At 73.0% G+C, this 19928-nt stretch carries 21 protein-coding genes and 1 pseudogene; 11 read left to right on the top strand and 11 right to left on the bottom strand.

Going from position 1 to position 19928, the window contains the following annotated elements:
* Positions 1 to 6: 6 nt before the first annotated feature.
* Positions 7 to 663, bottom strand: coding sequence for a hypothetical protein (locus ACIG0D_RS06405; protein ID WP_399796651.1), 657 nt, complete (start codon positions 661 to 663; stop codon positions 7 to 9).
* 251 nt (positions 664 to 914) lie between these two features.
* Positions 915 to 2198 (bottom strand): extracellular solute-binding protein, encoded by a 1284-nt coding sequence (locus ACIG0D_RS06400; RefSeq protein ID WP_399796649.1) that lies wholly within the window; start codon positions 2196 to 2198, stop codon positions 915 to 917.
* A 226-nt stretch (positions 2199 to 2424) separates the two neighbouring features.
* Here ACIG0D_RS06400 and ACIG0D_RS06395 point away from each other — a divergent pair.
* The 3 genes and pseudogenes from ACIG0D_RS06395 to ACIG0D_RS06385 form a co-directional block, all read left to right on the top strand.
* A pseudogene (locus tag ACIG0D_RS06395) lies at positions 2425 to 2544 on the top strand (cytochrome P450); the annotation flags it as partial.
* Positions 2545 to 2592: 48 nt separating this feature from the next.
* Positions 2593 to 2769 carry a ferredoxin gene (locus ACIG0D_RS06390; RefSeq protein ID WP_399797074.1) on the top strand — a complete coding sequence of 59 codons (177 nt, stop codon included), beginning with the start codon at positions 2593 to 2595 and terminating at the stop codon, positions 2767 to 2769.
* Between the two features lie 314 nt (positions 2770 to 3083).
* Complete coding sequence (locus tag ACIG0D_RS06385; RefSeq protein WP_399796647.1) at positions 3084 to 3977, top strand: universal stress protein; 894 nt, start codon at positions 3084 to 3086, stop codon at positions 3975 to 3977.
* A 53-nt stretch (positions 3978 to 4030) separates the two neighbouring features.
* Here ACIG0D_RS06385 and ACIG0D_RS06380 read toward each other — a convergent pair whose 3' ends face one another.
* Together ACIG0D_RS06380 and ACIG0D_RS06375 are read right to left on the bottom strand one after the other, a co-directional pair.
* A complete protein-coding gene (locus tag ACIG0D_RS06380; RefSeq protein WP_399796646.1) occupies positions 4031 to 5089 on the bottom strand; it encodes a PucR family transcriptional regulator in 1059 nt (352 codons plus the stop codon).
* Between the two features lie 449 nt (positions 5090 to 5538).
* Positions 5539 to 6990, bottom strand: coding sequence for an amidase (locus tag ACIG0D_RS06375; RefSeq protein ID WP_399796645.1), 1452 nt, complete (start codon positions 6988 to 6990; stop codon positions 5539 to 5541).
* 97 nt (positions 6991 to 7087) lie between these two features.
* Between ACIG0D_RS06375 and ACIG0D_RS06370 the strand changes: the two genes are divergently transcribed.
* Entirely contained in the window at positions 7088 to 8047 is a 960-nt protein-coding gene (locus ACIG0D_RS06370) for a helix-turn-helix domain-containing protein (RefSeq protein ID WP_399796644.1), read from the top strand.
* Between the two features lie 8 nt (positions 8048 to 8055).
* Here the strand turns inward: ACIG0D_RS06370 and ACIG0D_RS06365 are convergent, their stop codons facing one another.
* Positions 8056 to 8841 carry an alpha/beta fold hydrolase gene (locus tag ACIG0D_RS06365; protein WP_399796642.1) on the bottom strand — a complete coding sequence of 262 codons (786 nt, stop codon included), beginning with the start codon at positions 8839 to 8841 and terminating at the stop codon, positions 8056 to 8058.
* 136 nt (positions 8842 to 8977) lie between these two features.
* Between ACIG0D_RS06365 and ACIG0D_RS06360 the strand changes: the two genes are divergently transcribed.
* Together ACIG0D_RS06360 and ACIG0D_RS06355 are read left to right on the top strand one after the other, a co-directional pair.
* Positions 8978 to 9844: a helix-turn-helix transcriptional regulator gene (locus ACIG0D_RS06360; RefSeq protein WP_399796641.1), complete on the top strand. Its 867-nt coding sequence runs from the start codon at positions 8978 to 8980 to the stop codon at positions 9842 to 9844.
* A gap of 182 nt (positions 9845 to 10026) precedes the next feature.
* The gene (locus ACIG0D_RS06355; protein WP_399796640.1) at positions 10027 to 11148 is read left to right on the top strand and encodes an amidinotransferase; all 1122 of its coding nucleotides are present in this window, start codon (positions 10027 to 10029) and stop codon (positions 11146 to 11148) included.
* Positions 11149 to 11167: 19 nt separating this feature from the next.
* Here the strand turns inward: ACIG0D_RS06355 and ACIG0D_RS06350 are convergent, their stop codons facing one another.
* Genes ACIG0D_RS06350 through ACIG0D_RS06325 form a run of 6 tightly spaced genes read right to left on the bottom strand, consistent with a single transcriptional unit; the run spans position 11168 to position 16122 of the window.
* Entirely contained in the window at positions 11168 to 11878 is a 711-nt protein-coding gene (locus ACIG0D_RS06350; RefSeq protein WP_399796639.1) for a cation transporter, read from the bottom strand.
* Positions 11878 to 12213: an ArsR/SmtB family transcription factor gene (locus ACIG0D_RS06345; RefSeq protein ID WP_399796637.1), complete on the bottom strand. Its 336-nt coding sequence runs from the start codon at positions 12211 to 12213 to the stop codon at positions 11878 to 11880. Before ACIG0D_RS06345 ends, ACIG0D_RS06350 begins: the two co-directional genes overlap by 1 nt.
* A 58-nt stretch (positions 12214 to 12271) precedes the next feature.
* Complete coding sequence (locus ACIG0D_RS06340; protein WP_399796635.1) at positions 12272 to 12730, bottom strand: MaoC family dehydratase; 459 nt, start codon at positions 12728 to 12730, stop codon at positions 12272 to 12274.
* Positions 12731 to 12743: 13 nt separating this feature from the next.
* Positions 12744 to 14300 carry a long-chain fatty acid--CoA ligase gene (locus ACIG0D_RS06335; protein ID WP_399796633.1) on the bottom strand — a complete coding sequence of 519 codons (1557 nt, stop codon included), beginning with the start codon at positions 14298 to 14300 and terminating at the stop codon, positions 12744 to 12746.
* A 21-nt stretch (positions 14301 to 14321) separates the two neighbouring features.
* The gene (locus ACIG0D_RS06330; protein WP_399797072.1) at positions 14322 to 15194 is read right to left on the bottom strand and encodes an amidohydrolase family protein; all 873 of its coding nucleotides are present in this window, start codon (positions 15192 to 15194) and stop codon (positions 14322 to 14324) included.
* A 16-nt stretch (positions 15195 to 15210) separates the two neighbouring features.
* Positions 15211 to 16122, bottom strand: coding sequence for an SDR family oxidoreductase (locus ACIG0D_RS06325; protein WP_399796631.1), 912 nt, complete (start codon positions 16120 to 16122; stop codon positions 15211 to 15213).
* A gap of 179 nt (positions 16123 to 16301) precedes the next feature.
* Here ACIG0D_RS06325 and ACIG0D_RS06320 point away from each other — a divergent pair, with 179 nt between their 5' ends.
* The 5 genes from ACIG0D_RS06320 (at position 16302) to ACIG0D_RS06300 (ending at position 19827) form a co-directional block, all read left to right on the top strand.
* The gene (locus ACIG0D_RS06320) at positions 16302 to 16745 is read left to right on the top strand and encodes a MarR family winged helix-turn-helix transcriptional regulator (protein WP_399796630.1); all 444 of its coding nucleotides are present in this window, start codon (positions 16302 to 16304) and stop codon (positions 16743 to 16745) included.
* 176 nt (positions 16746 to 16921) lie between these two features.
* Positions 16922 to 17110 carry a hypothetical protein gene (locus ACIG0D_RS06315; RefSeq protein ID WP_399797111.1) on the top strand — a complete coding sequence of 63 codons (189 nt, stop codon included), beginning with the start codon at positions 16922 to 16924 and terminating at the stop codon, positions 17108 to 17110.
* A gap of 22 nt (positions 17111 to 17132) precedes the next feature.
* A complete protein-coding gene (locus ACIG0D_RS06310; protein WP_399796628.1) occupies positions 17133 to 17843 on the top strand; it encodes a hypothetical protein in 711 nt (236 codons plus the stop codon).
* A complete protein-coding gene (locus ACIG0D_RS06305; RefSeq protein ID WP_399796626.1) occupies positions 17840 to 18910 on the top strand; it encodes a DUF6895 family protein in 1071 nt (356 codons plus the stop codon). The genes ACIG0D_RS06310 and ACIG0D_RS06305 overlap by 4 nt, the downstream gene beginning before the upstream one ends.
* The gene (locus ACIG0D_RS06300; protein ID WP_399796624.1) at positions 18907 to 19827 is read left to right on the top strand and encodes a DUF6895 family protein; all 921 of its coding nucleotides are present in this window, start codon (positions 18907 to 18909) and stop codon (positions 19825 to 19827) included. The genes ACIG0D_RS06305 and ACIG0D_RS06300 overlap by 4 nt, the downstream gene beginning before the upstream one ends.
* Positions 19828 to 19928 lie beyond the last annotated feature (101 nt).

The raw sequence follows: 19928 nt of genomic DNA, 5'->3' as shown, positions 1-19928 counted from the left end.
GGCATGTCATACCTCCGGGTAGCCCAGTGGCTCCGGTCGCACGGCGCCTTGCGGCAGTTGGGCTGCGCCTTGGGGCAGTGGGGCTGAGCCTTCCGGCAGTGGGGCAGCGCCTTCCGGCAGTTGGGGTGGCGTGTCGTCCCGCGCCGCGGGTTGCGACGGCTGTGAGGACCGGGCCTTGCTGCCGGCCTTGCCCATCCTGCCGACGGCCAGGCCCGCCAGCGCCGCACCTGCCAGGAACGCTCCCGGCCGCCGGCGAGCGAAGCCCTTCAGGTCTTCGGTCATGCCGGCCACCCCGTGCCGGTCCAGGTAGTCCGCCGCGCGATGCCCGCCGTCCGCCGCCTGCTCCACGAGGCTGCGGGCTTGGGACTCGCCGGGCGCGTTGTCCGCCAGAGCGGCCAGATCATCCGCCCACTGCCGCACCGTGCCCGCCGCGCGCCGCGCCTGGTCCTCCATCTCATGGGTCACGCGTTCACGCAGGCCGGACACCGCGTGCTCGGTTTGCCGGCGTGCCTCTCCTGTCACCGCCTTGGCCTGGTCCAACGCCGTGCTCCCGACCTCACCGGCGGCCTGGCCGGCCCGGCCGGTCGTGGCCGAGGCTTGTTCCTTCGCGGCCTGCCCGGCCCGCTGCACGCGCTCGGCACCGCCGTCCGTCGGTTCAGTCATCGCTTCCTCCCTGCTGGGCGCGCACAGTGCTCCGGGCCTTCGTCACAGCGCCGACGTGGGGGGATCACTGCCCACCGCTTGTCAGGTGGTGTCTCCGCTGTGCGGGCGACGTACGCGCCGGTATGGGTCTGTGGCAGTTGATGCGCTTTGCCAGGTATCCCGGCATATGGTGACGAAACGGTCAAATGGCTGCGATTGAGGATTGCTGATCGTGCTCCGATGGTGACGCAGAGTGCGCCACCTCTCCCTTCCTACTTCTTCCTCGCCGCCTCCTGGGCCTGCCGGGCGATGTCCTCCAGTACGGCCTTCGGGTCGGCGGACGGTGCGACGGCCTTGCCGATGTTCCGCTTGATGATGTTGCTGACCTGCAGCCAGGACGGTTCGCTGACCGGGTAGAGCCGGGCGCCGCGCAGTGCGGTCAGGAACTGCTCGCGGCTGGGGTCCGCCGCCGCGTCCTTGGAGGTCTGCGTCGCGGTCACCGTCGAGGGCAGCAGGTGGTACCGCCCGGCGAACTCGTTGAGGTGCTCGTCCTCGTAGACGAACTCCAGGAAGTCACTGGTCAGTTCGCGATTGCCCTCGTGCTTGAAGGCCATCATCCAGTCGGCGACGCCCACCGACGGCGGGACCTGCCCGTTGCCCAGGGTGTCCGACACCGGCATGCGCAGGGTGCCGACCTCGATGCCCTTCGCCCTCGCCTCGTGGAGGAGTGAGGGGTAGCCGTTGAGCATGCCGACCTCGCCGCGCAGGAAGGCGTCGAAGGCGTCCTGCCGGTCGAGTTCCGCGGGCGGGACCGGGCCGGTCAGACCGGGTGCGACCAGGTTGTCCCTGATCCAGCGGAACGTCCGCGTGTTCTGCTCCGACGCGATGCTGTAGCCACCGCTGTCGTCGGCGTACCCTCCGCCGTTGCTCAATTCCCAGATCAGGGCTTCGGCGTGCGCCTCCTCGGGGCCGAGCGGCAGGGCGAACGGGTACGGCACGCCCTGCGCCTTCAGCGCCTCGGCCGCGGCCTTCAGGTCCGACCAGGTCTTCGGCGGCTGCGCCCCGGCCTCGTCGAACAACTCCTTGTTGTAGAACAGCAGTCGGCTGCTGGCCACGAAGGGCAGGCCGTAGAGGGTGCCGCGGACCGAACCCGCCTCGGTGAGCGGCGGCAGGAAGTTCGACTCCGCCCTGACCGACAGCACCTCACTGGCGGGGTAGAGCCGGCCCTGCGCGGCGAAGTCGGAGTACGCGCCCATCAGGGCCACGTCCGGGGCGTTGCCCTCCTCGACCATGCGGGTGACCTCGCGGTCGACATCGGCCCACGGGTAGAGCGTCACCTCGACCGTCTTGCCGGGGTGGGCGGCGGTGAAGGCGGCGGTCAGCTTGTCCCAGTACGCCTTGGAACTGGTCGAACGGCCGCTGCCGTACTCGGCGGCCACCAGCCGCAGCGTCGTCCTGTCATCACCGCTCCCGGACGAGCCGCAGCCGGTGACGAGGGAGGCGAGCAGTCCGAGTGCGGCTATGGAAGCGGACGCGCCGAAGAATCTTGGTCGCACAGATGTTTCCTCTTGCTGTTCGGGGAAGTGCGGCCGGAATTCTCTCCCAGCTCAGGGCGTATTGCGGCCCCTGTTCAGCAGTTGTGGTCATTGCTCCGAATGCGGCGGTCGGCGCTGGTGTCTTCCGATATGACGACGCCGAAGATGACGCGTGTAGAACCTTCCGTGATGTCCAACGCGGCTCCCGAACGGCGCATTGACCGGACGGCTGCGGCAAGGAATGGCCGTGAGCGAAACCCTCCACACCGTCAGGACGTTACCGACGGCGCGTCGGGCCGGATGTCCCTTCGACCCGCCGGCGGAGTTGATCGACACGCGTCGGCATGGCCCCATCAGCCGGTACACCCACCTACGGGGTGAAGAGCCTGCCGGTCACGTGGGACACGAAGGGGGCGTGAGCACGACGCGTCTGCATGTCGACCGTGAGCGCTGCATCGGCGCCGGGATGTGCGAGCTGACCGCCCCCGAGGTTTTCGACCAGGATCCCGACGACGGCCGGGTGATCCTGCTGCACGCCGAGCCGCCGTCCACCGCGCATCACGCCGCCGCACGGATGGCCGCCGGGGTCTGACCCTCCGGGGCGATCACCCGCCGGGGGGCGGAATCCGGCGGCTCCTGATTTGCGGAGAGACACGGGCACCTCCCGGCCCCCCCCGATGCGGTCCGCCGGTCGGGGTCTGCCGGGAGGGGGCCGCCGTCCGGGTCGTGTCGGGCGGAGTCCGCCGGTCGGGGTCTGCCGGGAGGGGGCCGCCGTCCGGGTCGTGTCGGGCGGAGTCCGCCGTCCGGGTCGTGCCGGGAGGAGTCCGCCGATCGGGCCGTGCCGGGACGAGTCCGCCGTCCGGAGGGACAATGTAGGTGTTCCCGCGTGACGGAGGCGGTGGGGCGATGGAGCGGCCCTTGGTCGTGGGTGTCGACGGCTCGGAGCCCGGTCTGCTGGCGGTCGACTGGGCCGCTGACGAGGCGGTCCGGCAGGGTCTGCCGCTGCGGATCGTCCACGCCTCGCTGTGGGAGCGGTACGAGGCGGACGCGCTCGAGGAGACCCCGGGGGCCGGCGCGGACCTGGTCACCGAGCACGACCTCGCCGAAGGCATCCTGGCGCAGGCCTCGGACCGGGCCCGGCGGCGCGCCTCCACGCTGGACATCGGCACCGACCTCGTGCCGCAGGACGCCGTGTCCGCGCTGCTGCGGGAGGCCGCCCACGCCACCGCCGTCGTGACGGGGTCACGGGGCAGAGGCCCGATCCGGGAACTGCTCCTCGGCTCGGTCAGCCTTTCCCTGTCCGCCCGCGCGCCCTGCCCGGTGGTCGTCGTGCGCGGCAGCCTGCGGAACCGGGATGTCGCGAACGGCCGCGTCGTACTGGGGGTCGGCGGCCCGGCCACCGGTCCGGCGGCTGCCCGGTTCGCGTTCCGCGAGGCCGCGGTGCGTCACAGCGTGCTGGAGGTCGTACGGGTCTGGCACCGCCCGGCCCACAGAGCGGCCGGGCATCCGCTGCTGCGCGGTGAGCCGGCCCATCACCTCGAGGAGGAGGCCTGGACGCTGGTCGACGACGCCCTGCGGGCGATGGGGGAGCCGGACGTGTCCTCGCGGCCCGACGTGCGGCGCGTGGTCACCGAGGGCTCCGTCCGCCAGGTGCTGCTCGCCCGGTCGGCGGCGGCCGACCTGCTGGTCGTGGGCGCCCGCCGGCGGCACGGGCGTCTGGGCCCGCAGCTCGGGGTGGTGGGGCACACGATGCTGCATCACGCCGACTGCCCGGTCGCGGTCGTCCCGCACCAGGACTGACGCCGCCGCTCCCACCGCTCAGCTGTCCCCGCCGCTCGCGGCGCCGAAGGCGCTCACAGGCTCTTGGCAGGCCAGTCCAGCAGGCGGGCTCCGATCACCGCGGTGTGCAGGGTGTAGCGGCGAGCGGGGTCGGTCGGGTTGACGCCGGTGAGCTGGTGGATGCGTTCCAGCCGGTACGTCAGGGCGCGCACGCTCAGGGAGAGCCGGCGGGCCGCCTCCGCGGCGACGCAGCCGCAGTCGAAGTAGGCGGTGAGGGTGTCGAGGAGGGGCTGGGCGCCGTTGCGGGCGGTGGTGAGCGGGCCCAGGGTGCCCTCGACGAGGTCGGCCATGGCCTGGCGGTCGCGGGTGAGGACGGGGTAGACGAGCATGTCGGCCGCGCGCAGCACCGGGTCGTCGAGGTGGAGCCGGTCCGCGAGTTCGAGGGTGTTGAGCGCTTCTTCGTAGGAGTGGACGACTCCGCCGGGGCCGGGCTGGGGGCGGCCGATGGCGACGCGGCCGCCGTCGGTCGCGGCGTGCGCCTGTTTGGCGAAGTGGGCCAGGATCTCGTCCTGGTCGCCGGGGGCGATGCACAGCAGTCGGCCGCCCTTGGTGGTCAGCAGGAAGTCGCGGTCGCCGAAGCGCGCGATCATGGCCTGTTCCACCTGGCGGGGCACCCCGGCGCCCTCCTCGTACGCGGCGGAGCCCTCGGCGACGGCGACCGCGTGGGCCCGGGACAGCCGCAGACCGAAGCGTTCGGCGCGCTCGGCGAGGCGGCCGAGGTCGCTGCGGCCGTAGAGGAGGTCGTCGATGAACTCGCGGCGGGCGGCCTCCTCCTGTCGTACGGCGAGCCGCTGGGCGCGCTCGAAGCCCGCGGCGACCGCGTCGATCGCCTGCTCGACGGCGGCGAGCACGCTGTCGGCGGTGCCGGGGGTGTGGGGCCAGGCGGTGCGGGTGGCGGCGAGGTAAGCGCCGACCAGGGTGCGCAGGCCCAGTCCGGCGTCGGCGGCCCGCTCGCCCAGGACGCGCCGGGACTCCAGCTCGTCGCGGGTCAGGCGGCGGCCGGTCGCGGAGACCTCCGCCAGGATCCGGGCGTAGCCGTCGAGGTACTGCTCCGGCAGCGCGGACTCCGCCACTGGCACCCCATTTCCGAGATTTCCGCGGGTTGTTGACGACTTCTTGATGCCGTCAGGCATCCAGACCCTAATGAACTCTGCCGGAAGGCGGCAATGTGCCGGCCGCCGGTGCTACGGCACCATGGCCGCGGGGAGCACAACGGATCGCTCCGGTGCCGGTGACCGGCAGACGCCGGAAGCCGGCACCGGGCATCAGTCGTGCGCCCGGGCCGGGCGGCCAAGGCCGCGGACGGACCTCTCGGCCCCCACCCCTCGTGACCGACTCACGCACCCGGCGCGCCGCCGGACGGAAGGAGCCAGGATGGCCGCGTTTCTGATCCCCCTCGCCGCCGCGACGGCGGTCGTCGCCCTCCTCACGGCCGCACTGATGCGCCGCGACGATCGGCGGAGGGTGTCGGGGCGCTGGTAGACGAGGGACCGTGCGGCGGCCGTACGAGCCCGCGGGCGCCTCAGTCGACGGGCGGGCGGCGGCCGGCCCAGGGACGGGTGAGTTCGAGGGTGCGGGCCGCCCGGAGGAGGAGGTCCTCGCGCCAGGGGGCGGCGACGAGCTGGACGCCGACGGGCAGGCCGGTGGCGTCGTCGTGGTGGACGGGGACGGAGATCGCGGGCTGGCCGGTCACGTTGAACAGGGACGTGAACACCCCCAGGGGATAGCTGTTCCGCAGAGCCGCCAGGGGATCCTCGTCGGTGCCCGCCCGCAGGGCGCCGACGCGCGGCGGGAGGCAGGCCATCGTGGGGGTGACGAGGAGGTCGAACCCGGCGAGGAAGCCCTCGACGACGCGCCGCGACAGCCGCTGGGCCCTGTGCACCGCCTCCGCGTAGGCCCAGGAGTCGACCGCGCGCGCCGCGTCCCGCAGGACACGGTTGTGGGGCTCGACCCGGTCCGGGTCGGCGAGCGGGACCCCGGCGCCGCCGAGGTTCCAGAGGGTGGTGAAGGCCGTGAGCAGTTCGTCGGCCGGGGGCAGCGGCAGGGGTGTGGCCACGACGTGCCCGCCGGCCCCTTCGAGCGCCCGCAGGGTGACGTCGACGGCCGCCACGCACGCCGGGTCCACGGCGATCCCGTCGACCGGGGAGTCGGTGAGGACACCGATCCGCAGCCCGGCCGGCAGGTCCTCCGCCCGCAGCGCCGCGGTGAAGGAACGGCGCGGGGCCGGGGGCGACCACCACGCGCCCGGGTCGTGGCGGGCGAGCACGTCGAGGACGGCAGCGGTGTCCGCCACCGAGCGGGTGACCACACCGCTGGTGGCGAGCCCTTCCAGTCCGACCACCTCGTTGGTCACCAGGCCGCGGGTGGGCTTGAGCCCGACGAGGCCGTTGCACGAGGCGGGGATGCGGATCGACCCGCCGCCGTCCTCGGCGTGCGCGAGCGGCGCCATCCCGGCGGCGACCGCGACACCCGCCCCGCTCGACGACCCGCCCGGCGTGCGCTCCGGGTCCCACGGGTTGCGCGAGATCCCCAGGGCCGGGCTCTCGGTGAAGGGCAGGGTGCCGAACTCGGAGGTGGTGGTCTTGCCGAGCGGAATGAACCCCGCGTCCAGGAACCGCCGCACGACCGGGTCCGACGCCGCGGCCGGCGCCCGGTCGGCGCCCGCGGACCCGTGCGTGGTGGGCCAACCGGCCACATCCAGAAGGTCCTTGACCGGCAGCGGAACGCCGAGGAACGGCGGCAGGTCCTTGGAGGAGGATGAGGGTGACCCGGCCCGCGCCAGTGCGTCGGCCGCCTCCGCCGCGGCCTTGCGGACGTCGTCGTCGGCCCGGTGACAGAAGGCGTTCAGGCGCGGGTCGAGCGCGTCCATCCGCTCCAGGAAGACCTCCGCCACCTCCACCGGGCTCACCTCCTTCCGGCGTATCGCCGCGGCGAGTTCGACAGCCGGCGTGAACGGGTCGATCGGCGAGCGCATCACGAACGCCCCTTTCTCCTACGGGTGTTACGGCCGCCGCCAGTGTCCGGGCGCCGTCCCCGCCCCGTCTTGGACGAATGTCCCGTAGCCTGACGCCATGCCATCCGCCGAGCGGGCCCCGGACGCCGCAGCGGTGTGGGACATCGCCACCCCGTCGCGGCCCGGTCGGCTGCCCGGGGTCGACATGGCCGGGTTCCGCGCCCGTACGCCGGACTTCGTCGACCTGAGCGTCGTCCCGTACCCGGCGGTCACGGTGGCCGTCGACCTGGGGGACGGGACGCTCGCCGTCGACGACCCCGGCGGCGGGCGGCAGGCCGGCAGCGTCGTCGTCGGGCTCGGACCCAGCGGGGTCCGGGGGCGCGGTAGTGCCATCGAGTGTCTGCAGGTGCGGCTGTCGCCGCTGGTCGCGCACGCGGTGCTGGGCCCGCCGCCGGAGCCGGCCGGAGCGGTGCTCTCCCTGGACGACTTGTGGGGCCGCGACGGCGCCCGGACCGGGGAGCGGCTGCGCGCGGCCGGGTCGTGGGAGGAACGGTTCGCGATCGCGGAGACCGCCCTCGCCCGGCGTCTCGACGAGGGCCGGTCGGCCGATCCGGAAGTCGCCCACGTCTGGGGGCGGATGGTGGCGAGCCGGGGCCTGGTCCGGGTCGAGCCGCTGGCGGCCGAGGTCGGGTGGAGCCGCAAGCGACTGTGGTCCCGGTTCCGGTCCCAGATCGGGCTCACCCCCAAGCGCGCTGCCCGGCTGGTCCGTTTCGACCACGCGGTCCACCGCCTCGCCGCCGGGCACAGCGCCGCCCTGGTCGCGGCGGAGTACGGCTACGTCGACCAGTCCCACCTGCACCGGGAGGTCCGGGCCTTCGCCGGGGTGACGCCCGGCGCGGTCGCGGACGCACCCTGGCTCGCCGTCGACGACGTCGCCTGGGCCGCACCCGCCTATCTCTCCACGTCACCGGCCACGACTCCGGCCACGGCTTCCTCCATGACCCTGTCCACGGCTCCTGTCATGCGTTCCTCCACGACTCGGTCCACGGCTCCGGTCGCGGCTCCGTCCGCGCCCTGACCCGGCGATCACCCCTCGAAGAAGTCGGTCACGAGCTTGACGAAGGCGTCCTCCTGCTCGAAGAACATCACATGCCCCGCGTCGATCTCGGCGTAGGAGCTGCCCGCGATGGCGGCGTGCAGCGCGCGGCTGTGTTCGACGGGGACGGTGATGTCCTGGGTGGCGCCGACGACGAGGGTGGGGGCCTGGACGCGGGGCAGCAGGTGGCGGATGTCGACCCGCAGGTCGTAGTCGATGTGCCGCAGCGTGCCCTCGGTGGGCGGCATGTTGGGGATCAGCGCCTCGAATCGTTCCCGCCCGATGGCGTTGAGGAAGCCGCGGCTGAACCCGGTCGTCGCCACGGCGCGGCCGAACGCGGCCGGGGAGGCGGTGCCGAGTTCCTGCCAGAGGGTGAACAGGCTGCGCAGATAGGCGTCGCCGTCGGTGTGGGCCCAGCCGGCCGCCAGCACCAGACGCCGTACGAGGTCGGGGCGCAGGGCGGCGACGGCGGCGGTGACGGAGGCCCCCATGGAGAAGCCCAGCAGGTCGACCGGCCCCTCGGCGGCGTCCTCGACGACGGCGACGACCTGCGCGGCCAGCCCCTCCGCGGTCAGCGGACCGCCGTCGTCGACGGTGGCCTCGGTGCCCGACAGATCGGGGGCGATCACCGTGCGGTGCCCCGCGAACCGGGGAGTGATCTGGCCCCAGTTGACGGCCGCGCCCGCCGAACCGGTGCCGTGCACCAGGACGAGCGCGGGGCCCTCGCCGGTCCGGTGGTAGTGGACCCGGGCGCCGTCGACGGTCAGGGTGGGCATGGGACGCTCCTCGTGTCATCCGCCGGGCCTCGTGCTCCGGCCCCGCCCACACTGCCGCCGCGGCGGACGGGCCGGGAGAGACCTCCTCAGCCTGGGACCGGGAATCCCTGGCTGCGCCGACCAGGGGTGCTGCAGGATGGCCGGCATGACGATCGACCGTGCCGGACTCGCCGACTTCCTGCGCCGCTGCCGCGACCGAGTGCGTCCCCAGGACGCCGGGCTGCCGGTCGGTCCGCGTCGCCGCACCCCGGGACTGCGCCGTGAGGAGGTCGCCCAGCTCGCCGGCATGTCGGCCGACTACTACATACGTCTCGAACAGGGCCGCGGCCCCCAGCCGTCCCCCGAGATGCTGACGGCCCTGGCCCGCGCGCTGCGCCTGTCCGACGACGAGTCCGACCACCTCCACCTCCTCGCCGGCCGGCGCCCGCCCGCCGCCCGCGGCTGCGGCGACCGCGTCCACCCCGGCCTGCTGCACCTGCTGGACCAACTGCCCACCACCCCGGTCCAGGTGCTGAACGACCTGGGGGACGTACTGGCCCAGAACCCGATGGCCGAGGCGCTGCTCGGCGGGGTCTGCGGGGTGTCCGAGCACGGCCGCAACATCGTCTGGCGCTGGTTCACCGACCCCGCCCAGCGCGCCGCCTACCCGGCCGACGAGCATGCCTACTACAGCCGGCTGCACGTCGCCGACCTGCGGGCCGCCGTGGGCCGGCGCACGGGCGACCCCGCGGCGGCCCGTCTGGTACGGCGCCTGCGTGAGGCCAGCGAGGAGTTCGGCGCCCTGTGGGAACTGCACGAGGTCGCCGTACGCCGGTCGTCCAGGATGCGGGTCCTGCACCCGCTGATCGGCCCGGTCGACCTGGACTGCCAGGTCCTGCTCGCGCCCCGCGGGGACCAGCGGGTGATCCTCTACACCCCGCCCGCCGGGAGCGACGCGGCCGAACGCCTCGCGCTGCTGAAGGTGGTGGGCAACGGCCAGTTCACCTCCGCGGACAGCGCCTGAGGCGGCGGCAGGGGAGCGTATCGGCCGTGACCGCCCCACGCGGTGGCCCGCCCCGCGAGACCTCAGCCGCCCACCTGGTTCGCGGGGGCAGGCGCGGCGCATATGCCGCTGGTATGGGGATATGGGTGCCGCCGTACGGGTGGGGTGCGCTTGAATCCGGTCCGTCCGGGAATCTGGTCTGCATGGCGCTGGTGAGTGAGGTGACCGACGAGTCCGCGGAACGTCTCGTGTCACCGGTCGGTTCGCACAACGAATGGGATCCGCTGGAGGAGATCATCGTCGGGCGGCTCGACGGGGCACGGATCCCCCCGACCCATCCGGTGGTGACCTGCAACGTCCCGCCGTGGGCCGCGCGGTTGCAGGGGGTCGCCGGCGGGTTCCGGTACCCGCGGCTGCTGCTGGAGCGGGCGCAGCAGGAGCTGGACGGGTTCGTCGCGCTCCTGAAGTCCCTCGGCGTCACCGTCCGGCGCCCCGACGCCGTCGACCACGGACGGCGCTACGGCACGCCGGACTGGTCCTCACGCGGCTTCTGCAACAGCTGCCCCCGCGACAGCATGCTCGTGATCGGCGACGAGATCATCGAGACACCGATGGCGTGGCCGTGCCGGTACTTCGAGACGCACTCCTACCGCCCGATCCTCAAGGACTACTTCCGGCGCGGCGCCCGCTGGACGTCGGCGCCCAAACCGCAGCTCACCGACGACCTCTTCGTCGAGGACTTCCGTGTCCCCGGGCCGGACGAGCCCATGCGCTACATCCTCACCGAGTTCGAACCCGTCTTCGACGCGGCGGACTTCGTGCGCGCCGGGCGGGACCTGTTCGTCACCCGCAGCAACGTCACCAACCGCATGGGCATCGAGTGGCTGCGCCGCCACCTCGGCCCCGGCTACCGCATCCACGAGGTCGAGAGCCGCTGCCGCACGCCCATGCACATCGACACCACGTTCGTGCCGCTGGCGCCCGGAAAGGTCCTGGTCAACCCCGAGTACGTCGACGTCGACCGGCTGCCCGAGGTGCTGCGCTCCTGGGACGTCCTCGTCGCCCCCGAGCCCACCCCCATCAGGGACCCGCTCCTCAAGATCACCTCGATGTGCGGGCGCTGGCTCAGCATGAACGTGCTCATGGTGGACGAGAAGCGGGTGATCGCGGAGCGCCACCACACCGAGATGCTGCGCGCCCTCGAACGCTGGGGCTTCGAGCCGATCCCCTGCGACCTGCTCCACTACGCCCCGTTCGGCGGCTCGTTCCACTGTGCGACGCTGGACGTACGCCGGCGGGGGACGCTGGAGTCGTACTTCGACTGACGGGCCCGCGGTTCAGGTCTCAGTCGCAGCAGGTCCCGCCGGGACGGCAGGCGCACGGGTTCGCCTCGGGTCCGGCGGACGGTGCCGGTGCCGTGGGCGGGGCGCAGCAGCCCTCGCCTCGCCAGGCGGCGCGGCCTTCCCTGACGGCGACGGCGGCGATGACGAGGGCGGCGACGGGGTCGGCCCAGGACCAGCCGAGGGTGGCGTTGAGGAGCAGTCCGGCCAGCAGGGCGGCGGACAGGTAGGTGCACAGCAGGGTCTGCCGGGAGTCGGCGACCGCGCTGGCGGACCCGAGCGCGCGTCCCGCCCTGCGCTGCGCGGCGGACAGGACCGGCATCACGGCCAGGGAGAGCGCCGCCAGCGCGATGCCGGTGAGGGAGCGCTCGGCCTCTCCGGCGCCCAGCAGGGCGCGTACGGCGTCGACGGTGACGTAGACGGCGAGCGCGTGGAAGGACACGGCGATGATCCGCAGCGTGCGCCGCTCCCGCGCCTCCCGCACCGCGTGCTCACGGGCGGAGAACTGCCAGGCGACCGCTGCGGCGGAGGACACCTCGATCACCGAGTCCAGCCCGAAGCCGATCAGGGCGGTGGACGAGGCGAGCGCGCCGGCGGTGAGGGCGACGGCCGCCTCGACGAGGTTGTAGGCGATGGTCGCGGCGACCAGCAGCCGTATGCGCCGGGTGAGCGCGTCACGGCGGTCCGGGCCGGCCCCGAGCGGCGTCACGCTCATCAGCAGCACCCCTTCGCGTCCGCGTCCGCGCACGTCCGGTCCGTCTCGACGGCGACCACCGCGGTCCGCAGGCCGTCCAGAGCCTGCCCGAAGCGGGCGTCGGCCAGCTCGTAGCGGGTGCGGCGGCCGTCGGGGACGGTGACGACCAGGCCGCAGTCCCGCAGGCACGCCAGGTGGTTGGAGAGCCGGGTGCGCGAGACGCCGAGCGCGTCGGCGAGGTCCGCCGGGTACGCGGGGGCGTCGCGCAGGGTGAGGAGGATGCGGCAGCGGATCGGGTCGGCGAGCGCGCGGCCGAACCGGGTCAGCACGTCGATGTCGGAGGCAACGGTCAGCACACCGGGAGAGTACACCGATTGATGAATTCAGGAAATCCTGAATCCTGTGCGCCGCGGCTCAGGCGTAGTGCCGGTACACCGCGCGGGCCACGCACGCGGGCTTGTCGGCGCCCTCGACCTCGACCGTGAAGGTCAGGTCCATCTGCGCCCCGTCGCCCCTGACCTCCGCCACGGAGTCGACCGTGGCGTGCAGCCGGATCCGCGCGCCGACGGGCACGGGAGCGGGGAAACGGACCTTGTCCAGCCCGTAGTTGACGCTCATCGAGATGCCGGTGATCTCCAGCAGCTCGCCGAAGAGCGGGATGATCAGCGACAGGGTGAGGTAGCCGTGGGCGATGGGCCCGCCGAAGGGGCCGTCCTTGGCGCGTTCCGGGTCGGTGTGGATCCACTGGTGGTCGTCGGTGGCGTCGGCGAAGGTGTCGACGCGCTTCTGGGTGACCTCCAGCCAGTCGGTGCGGCCGAGGTCCTGGCCGGCGAGGCGCTTCAGCTCGTCGAGGCCATGGGCGGTGCGGGTCATGAGGGTCTGCCTTTCAGGGGTGCCGGGAGGGGCGGAGAGCGGCTTTGACGATCTTTCCGGTGGCCGTACGGGGCAGGGCGTCCGCGAAGACGAGGGACTTGGGGATCTTGTACTTGGCCAGACGGCCCCGGAGGTGGGCGAGGATCTCGTCGGCGTCGGCCCGGCCGCCGGGCTCGGTGACGACGACCGCGTGCCCGACCTCGCCCCAGACCTCGTCGGGCACCCCCACGACGGCGCACTCGCGCACCGACGGGTGACCGAGCAGCGCGTCCTCGACCTCGGCCGGGTAGACGTTCTCCCCGCCCGAGACGTACATGTCCTTCACCCGGTCGACGATGTAGGCGTAGCCGTCGGCGTCGACGCGGGCGACATCTCCGGTGCGCAGCCAGCCGTCCTCGGTCAGCGCCGCCGCGGTGTCCCGCGGGCGGTTCCAGTAACCCGCCATGACATGGGGGCCGTTGACGAGGATCTCGCCGTGCTCCCCGGGTGCGGCCTCGCGGCCGTCCGGCAGGACCACGCGGGTGTCGGTGAAGAAGTGCGGCACGCCCGCCGATCCGGCCTTCGCCGCGGCCTGTTCCCGGTCCAGGTACAGCACGCCGGGCGACGCCTCGGTCATGCCGTAGCCCTGGCTGAAGGCCAGCCCCCGGGCGAGGTACGTCTCGATGGTGCGGGCGGGCACGGGGGCGCCGCCGCAGTTGAGGGTGCGCAGGCTCGACAGGTCCGCTGTCGCCCACCGGGGCCGGGCGGCCATGGCGTCGTACATCGTGGGGACACCGAACAGGTACGTCACCCGCAGGCGCTCGATGGTCTCCAGCACCCGCTCGGGGTCGAAGGCGCCGAGCAGCACCACCCGGCCGCCCTTGAGGAGGGTCGGCAGACACGTCATGTTGAGCCCGGCGGTGTGGAACAGCGGGGCGACGACCAGGGTGACCTCGTCGCCGGACAGGTCGGTGTCGACGAGGACGTTGACGCTGTTCCAGACGATGTTGGCGTGGGAGAGGACGGCCCCCTTGGGGCGTCCCGTGGTCCCCGAGGTGTACATGATCATGCAGGGGTCGTCCGGGGCGACGGGCTCGTCCAGCGGTTCCGGTTCGGTGCCGGCGAGCAGTTCCTCGTAGCCGAGCGCGTCCGCGTCGGGCGCGCCGACGACCACGCGCCGCCGTACGCCCGCGTCCGCCGCGGCCGTCACGGCGGCCTCGGTGTGCTCGGCGGCGTGCACCAGCACGGTGCTTCCCGAGTCGGCCAGGTTGTACGCCGACTCGGGCGCGGTGTGCCGGGTGTTGAGCGGGACGAAGACGGCGCCGAGCACCCCGGCCGCGAACAGCGTCTCCAGGAAGGCCGGGTGGTTGGGGCCCAGGTAGGCGACGCGGTCTCCGCGGGCGATTCCCAGGGCGCGCAGCGCGTGGGCGAGGCGCAGCACCCGCCGGTGGAGGTCCCGGTAAGTGAGTTCGGTGGTCTCAGAGGTTTTGGTGGCCCCGGTGATCCTGTTGTCCTCGTGGACGATCGCGATTCGCTCCGGGGTCTTGCGGGCCCGGCGTGCGGGCCAGGAGCCGATGCCTTGGTTCAGCACGGCGTGTCCCTCCGTCCTTTCTCACTCCTCGACCAGGCCGAGCAGGCGGGCGGCGTTGTCCTTGAGGATCCCGGGGCGGACCTCGGGCTTGATGTCGAGGCGGGCGAAGTCGGCGAGCCACCGGTCGGGGGTGATCACCGGGTAGTCGGAGCCGAAGAGCACCTTGTCCTTGAGCAACGTGTTGGCGTAGCGCACCAGTTGGGGCGGGAAGTACTTCGGCGACCAGCCCGACAGGTCGATGTGCACATGCCGCTTGTGCGTGGCGACGGCCAGGGCCTCGTCCTGCCAGGGGAACGACGGGTGGGCGAGGATGATCCGCAGTTCGGGGAAGTCGGCGGCGACGTCGTCGACGAGCAGTGGGTTGCAGTACTTCAGCCGGATGCCGGCGCCGCCCGGCAGCCCGGCACCGATCCCGGTCTGGCCGGTGTGGAACAGCGCGGGCACGCCCAGTTCCTCGATGGCCTCGTACAGCGGGTACGCCATCCGGTCGTCGGGGGAGAACGCCTGGAGGCCGGGGTGGAACTTGAAGCCGCGCACGCCGTGTTCCCGCACCAGGCGGCGCGCCTCCCGCACCCCCGCGCGGCCCTTGTGCGGGTCGACGCTCGCGAACGGGACGAGAACGTCGGCGTGGGCGGCGCAGCTCTCGGCGATCTCCTCGTTGGAGATCCGCGGATGGCCGGTGGCGTGCTCGGCGTCCACCGTGAACACCACGGCGGCCATGCGGCGTTCCCGGTAGTACGCGGCCATCTCGTCGACGGTCGGCTGCCGGTGGCCGTGCGCCTTGAAGTACTCCTCGGAGGCGCCGAGGAGTTCGGGGCTCAGTGACGCATGGCCGTCCCGGGAGATCTCGGCGTGGGTGTGGACGTCGATCGCGGTCAGCGCGGCGACGTCGATCGTCCGGCCGGACATGTCAGGCCTCCCGCGGCCGCGGCGCCGGGATGCCGTAGGTCTCGGGCTCGGCGCCCACCCCGCCGTGCCACTGCTCGGCGATCGCGTCGGCGCTCCAGCCACCGTCGGCGAACGCGACGGCCTTCTCCCGCGGATGCGCCCACAGGGCGAGGCGGTCGCCGCCGATGCCGATGGCCTGGCCGGTGACGTCCTTGGCGGCGTCCGAGGCCAGGAAGGTGACGAGGCCCGCGACGTCGTCGACGGTGCCGAGCCCTTCGTCCTTGCGCAGCCAGTCCGGCAGGGGAGCGCCGGTGCGCTCGGACTCCTCGATGACCGGGGCGAAGGCGGGAATGGTCTTGGTCATCTCGGTCGCGGCGACCGGGACGACCGCGTTGACGGTGATGCCGGCCCTGGCCAGTTCCAGGGCCCAGGTGCGCGCCATCGCCACGATGCCCGCCTTGGCGGCGGCGTAGTTGGTCTGCCCGAAGTTGCCGCGCTGTCCGGCGGGGGAGGAGATCAGGATCAGCCGGCCGCCGGTGCCCTGTTCGCGCATCCGGACGGCCGCCGCGCGAGCGCAGGTGAAGGTGGCGCGCAGATGCACATCGACGACCGCGTCGAAGTCGTCGTCCGTCATCTTCCACAGCACCCGGTCGCGCAGGATGCCCGCGTTGGTGACGAGCACGTCCAGGCGGCCGAACTCCCTTACCGCGGTGGCGACGAGTCGTTCGGCCGCCTCCGCCCCGCCCACCGCCGCTACGACGCCCACCGCCCTGCCGCCCTCGGCGGTGACCGTGTCCACCGCCGCGTCGACCGCGTCGGCGTCGACGTCGTTGACGACGACGGCCGCTCCGGCCGCGGCGAGGGCCCTGGCGTACGCCAGCCCCAGTCCACGACCGCTTCCGGTGACGACGGCGACCTTTCCGTGCAGATCCATGCGGGCCTCTCTCGTTGCCGTGCGGGAGTGCCGGCCGGGCGGCACCCTCCGCCTCGATCGCTTGATTGACAGGAATCCTGTTGATTGCGGGCCGCCAGTCTTCTCATCATCAGGATTCCTGTCAATGGCTTAGGCTGGCTTCCGCCAGATCCGTACGGCGGCACTCAGGGAGACGTGGCATGACGAGACCGGCCGAGCCGGGGGGCGAACGCGGCCCCTCGCTGCTCTATCTGCTCAAGCGGGCCGAACTCGTCGTCCGCGCCCGCCTGGAGGAACTGGTCCGGCCCGCCGGTATCACCGCATTGCAGTACACCGCCCTCACCGTGCTGGAGCGGCACGACGGGGTGTCCGCGGCCCAACTGGCCCGGGACTCCTTCGTCACCGCCCAGACCATGGCCGACATGGTGCGCGCGCTGGAGGGTCGCGGCCTCATCCGGCGCGAGCCCAACCCCCGCAACCGCCGGGAGAAGGTCATCCTGCTCGCCGACGCCGGCCGCCGGCTCCTGGCCGAATACGCCGAGCCGGTACGCGCGCTGGAGGAGCGCATGGTCGAGGAACTCCGGCCCGAGGAGGTGGCCGGTTTCCGGGAGGCGCTGAAGAGCGCGCACCGGTCGCTGTCCTGAACTCCAGGGTGACGTGGGCGAGGTGGGGAGGGCGGCTCGGGGCCCCGTACCCCGGATGGCTGCCCCTTGAGAAGTTGAGCGAAATCATCTCTTTACGGGGCATTTTGCGTGAATCATCCCAATCCGGTTGCATGGGGTGGGCGAGGTACACGCAAGCCTCAAGGGAGATGATGCAGGTGGCTTCCGTACACGAGACGATCGAAGAGGTCATCGGGATCCAGGACACCGACATCGAAGCGGCCCTCGACCCGGCCGAGCCCGACGGTGTCTTCCGCGACAGCCGGGAGTGCGGCGCCCTGGCGCTGGATGGCGGCGCAATCTCGCTCCTTCTGTCCCCGCCCACCCCTCGCCCCAAGAAGGGCTGAGCGACGCCGGGAGAGCAGCCGAATGGAGCAATCAGGCACTTCGGCTCTCTTGCAGGGCGCAGTGCAGGATCTCGCATCAGGTGTGGTCTTGGCCCTCAGCGGTGGAGACCACGTCGTCGTGTCCGGCGCCGACGCCGACGACATCCCTTCGGCGGGCCTCGTCCTGCCGGCCGTACGCGTCCTGGGCGCGGACCTGCTGCTGCCGCAGGTGCTCTTCCGCACCCTGCCGGACATGGCGGAACTCGCCGTGTTCCGCAAGGCCGTGGAGAGCTTCCCGCCCCGTGCGGACGCCGCCCCCGCCGTGCGCTGGAGCCACTGGGCCATGCGCCGCACTCTGCGGCGGTTCGAGGCCGCCCCGGACGGCGTCATGCCCGGCGACCGGGCCCAGGAACCCGACGCCTCCTGGCTGGACGGCGCGTCCTGGCAGTTCCTCACGCACCAGCTGGCCGTGCTCGCCCCGCTCGCGGTACCGGGCGAGGACTGCGCGGTCACCCAGGCCGCCCGCCGCCGCCCCGTCGACCTGGCCCGCGGCTTCGTCCGCGCGGTCCGCCGCCGGGACTGGCAGCAGGCCGCCGGAGCCGGACGCTGGCTCACTCTGCTGGACGGGGTGCCCCCGGAGCTGGGCCTGGAGACCGGCCTGGACTTCGTGGAGCTGATGGGCGGCACCGACGCACGCGTCACGCTCCAGATCCGGGCGGCCCGGGTGATGCGCGCCGCCGGAGCCCGCGTATGACGGCCCCGGACGCCGGGGGCATCCGGGCGGCCGGGGACGCGGGGGACGCCAGGGCGGCCGGGGATGCCGGGGACGCCGGGGACGCTGGGAACGCCGGGGACGCCAGGGCGGTGGAGTCCGCCGCGCTCGCGTGGCTGTCCGCGCACCGCGACGGCTTCACCCTGGGAGAGGACGCGCTCAGCGCCGACGGCCAGGTGAACTTCACCTGGAAACCGCTCGGCGAACTGGCCCAGGTCTGCGTGACCGTCCTGCAGCACACCCCGCCCTCCGACCCCGCGCACGCCCGCGCCGACGAGCTGCTGCGGCACGCCTGGGCGCAGACGGACCACGGGGACCTGTTCGTCGAACTGCAACGGCTGGAGCCCTTCGCGACGTACCCCCTGGAGGTGTACTCCGTCTTCGCCACGGCCGGACTGCGCCACCCCGGATTCGAGGCCGCCGCCGCGACCGTCGCCCGCAGCCGGAGCCGGCGGCTCACCGAACAGGAGCCCACCCGGCGGCTCGGCGTGCCGCGCGCCGAGCGGCGCAGCGGCATCCAGCGGCCGGAGGACGCCGAGCGGATCCTGCGCGGCACCTGGCTGGGCGGACTGGCCGAACCCTGGGCCTTCGAACGCGCCGCCGGTTACTCGCTCACCCACGTGGTCTTCCACCTCACCGACTGGGGCCGCGACCCCCAGGGCGTCCCCGCCGACCTGGCCGACTACCTGGCCGACTGGCTGCCGCCCTGGCTCGACACCTGTCTCGACGCCGGGATGTGGGACCTGAGCTGCGAACTGCTGGTCGTCGCCGCGAGCCTGCCCGGCCCGCCGGACCAGGCGCTGCTGAAGGACTCCTGGGCCCGGCTCGCCGTAGCGCAGTACCCGTCGGGCGCGCTGCCCGAGGAGGAACCGGCCCGCGGCCCGGACGGCGAACGAGCCCCGGAGCCCGACTTCCTGCACTGCTACCACTCGACCCTGATGGCCACCTTCGCGGCGTCACTGACCCTCGCGCGCCTCGCCGACGACGCGGACGCCGAGGCGCGCGGTGCCGCGACGCACCGGTACGGCGGACAAGGAGTGCCCGGATGACCGCCACCCGTCTGATCCACACCGTGGGCGTACGCGCCCTCGAATGGCTCTGGGCCCACCGCGACGGGTTCCGCCTGGAACCCGGCGTCGACCCGGACGTGGGCTTCCTGGAGCGGTTCAAGCCGATCGGTGAACTCGCCCTGATCTGCAAGGTGCTGCTCCGCGAGGGCGTCGCCGGATCACGCCAGGCCGAACTGGCGCGCCGGCTGATCGACCACACCTGGCGCGAGACCCTCGACGGCGGCCGGATGCTGGTGCGCGGCCAGCGCACCGAACCGATCTCCCCCATCCCGTTCGAGGTCTACCTCCCCTACAAGGAACTCGGGTACAGCCAGCCCGAGGTGGAGCGCCACACCGTCCTCAACCACCGGCTGGAGAGCTGGACGTCCTACGAGGTGACCCCGACGCGCCGGCTCGGCCTGTCCGCCTTCCAGCGCCGCTTCGGCCTCACGCCCCGCCCGCTCGAGGCCGACCTGATCGACTCCACCTGGCTGGCCCGCACCCCCGAGCCGTGGACGGTCACCGGGCGGATCGCCTACGGCTTCACCCACACCGTGTTCCACCTCACCGACTGGGGCGAGCGGCCCGAGGGACTGCCTCCCCGCCTCGCCGACTACCTGGCCACCTGGCTGCCGGTCTGGATCGACGACTGGCTGAGCCTCGAACGCTGGGACCTGCTCGGCGAACTCCTCGTCGTCGACGCCTGCCTGCCCCGGCCCACCTTCGACGAGCGGGCCTGGGAGACCTTCGCCGCCGTCCAGCAGCCCGACGGCGCCATGCCCGCCGTACGGGAGATGCCCGTGGGCGACCCCGACGAGGTCTTCGACATCGTCTACCACCCCACCCTGGTCGCCGCCTTCGCCTCCGTGATGGCCACCTCCCGCGCCCTCACCGAGCTGGCCCACACGGCGACCTGAGCGCACCCCACGACCGAGCACACCCCACGACCGAGCACACCCCACGACCTCAGCGCACCCACGATCCGAGCGCACACACGAGCGGACGCGACGACATGGGC

The sequence above is a fragment of the Streptomyces sp. NPDC052773 genome (genome assembly GCF_044547145.1).
Taxonomy (GTDB): domain Bacteria; phylum Actinomycetota; class Actinomycetes; order Streptomycetales; family Streptomycetaceae; genus Streptomyces.
This window is presented reverse-complemented; position numbering and strand designations above follow the sequence as displayed.